Annotated in this window: 1 protein-coding gene; it reads right to left on the bottom strand. The window is 62.6% G+C overall.

Annotation, left to right across the window (positions count from 1 at the left end; translation table 11 throughout):
* Positions 1–82: 82 nt before the first annotated feature.
* Entirely contained in the window at positions 83–1,591 is a 1,509-nt protein-coding gene (locus ACW9JC_RS30110; protein ID WP_248693108.1) for a sigma-54-dependent transcriptional regulator, read from the bottom strand.
* Between the last annotated feature and the right edge of the window lie 180 nt (positions 1,592–1,771).

Raw genomic sequence — 1,771 nt, forward strand, 5'->3', positions numbered from 1 at the left:
TGAAAGCTTAGAGAGCGATCACAGGGTGTGAGGGGGTAGCCATTTCATTAGGGATCTGTGGTGGATCAGAGATTGGTGTGTGTCAGGCCTTGCCGGGGATTCCGTACTTGCGCAACCGATGGGCAATCGCCGTATGCGAGGTTTGCAAGCGGCTGGCCAGTTGGCGGGTCGAGGGGTAGCTGACGTAGAGTTTTTCCAGCAGGGTTTTCTCGAATTCGTCCATGGCTTGCTCCAGGCTGTCGACGTCGTGATCGCTCTGGCGCGCCACCGAGGTGCCAGCGATGTCGAGGTCGCCGATGTCCACCAGGCTGCTTTCGCAGATGGCGGCGGCGCGGAAGATCACGTTTTGCAGTTGCCGCACATTGCCCGGCCAGCGGTTGCCCAGCAGTGCCGGGTAAGTGCCTGGCGCCAGGCGACAGACCGGGCGCTGGATTTGCGCGCAGGCTTGCTGCATGAAGTAGCGAGCCAGCAGCAGGATGTCCTGGCCGCGTTCGCGCAGCGGCGGCACTTCGACGTTGAGCACGTTGAGGCGATAGAACAAGTCTTCACGGAACTGACCTTCGCTGACCATTTTTTCCAGGTCGCGGTGGGTCGCACTGAGAATCCGCACGTTGACCTTCACCTCGCGATCACCGCCCACGCGACGGAAGCTGCCGTCGTTGAGAAAACGCAGCAACTTGGCCTGCAAGTACGGCGACATCTCGCCGATTTCGTCGAGAAACACCGTGCCCTGGTTGGCCAATTCCATCAGCCCCGGTTTGCCACCGCGTTGTGCGCCGGTGAACGCGCCTGGGGCGTAGCCGAACAGCTCGCTTTCGGCGAGGTTCTCAGGCAATGCCGCACAGTTCAGTGCCAGAAACGGTGAACTGTGTCGCGCGCTGATGGCGTGGCAAGCCCGGGCCACCAGTTCCTTGCCGGTGCCGGTTTCGCCCTGGATCAACAGCGGTGCATCGAGGGCCGCCACCCGTTGCGCGCGAACCTTGAGCGTGCGGATCACCGGTGACTCGCCGAGCAGCGCATCGAAACCTTCTGCGTGATCGTGATGCAGTGCCGACAGGCGTTCACCGATACGGTTTGGTTGATAGAGCGTGAGCAGGGCGCCGGCGTCGGTGATCGGCGTGGCGTCCAGCAACAAGGTCTGGCCGTTGACCGTGATTTCCCGCAGCGGCAAGCGAAAGCCGTGTTCGAGCAAGGCATCGAGCAACGCCGGGTCGGCAAACAGCTCGGCAATGCTTTCGCCGGCTGGTTCGCGACCGTACAGGGCGATCAATGCCGGGTTGGCCAGTAACACTTTGCCAGCGCTGTCCAGTGCCAGCACCGGGTCGGTCATGGCCGCCAGCAATGCATCGAGCTGCAAGTGCCGGCGCTGGCCGGGCAGGATGTCGACCACCGTCACCGCTTGCACGCCACGCACGCTGAACAGCGCATCACGCAGCTCTTCAAGGACTTCCGGGCTCAGGGTCGGGGCGTCGATGTAGACGTTGGGCGGGACCATTTCCACCGCATCCAGATTGAGATTGCGCCCACCGAGCAGGGCCAGGACTTCCTGGGTGATGCCGACGCGGTCGATGAAGCTGACGTGGATACGCATGGGGCGCTTTCGGGTTCTGGATTGCGGAGGGTGGCAAGTATGCCTTGGGGCGGGCAAATGGTGAAATCTTGCGCAGGACTTCAGGTCAGCGATGTCCCCTGTGGGAGCGGGCTTGCCCGCGATGACGGGGGCAGATCCGGAAGGGACGTGACAGGGGTACCGTTATTGCGGGAAAGCCCG

It is taken from the genome of Pseudomonas sp. SDO5591_S426 (assembly GCF_054070755.1).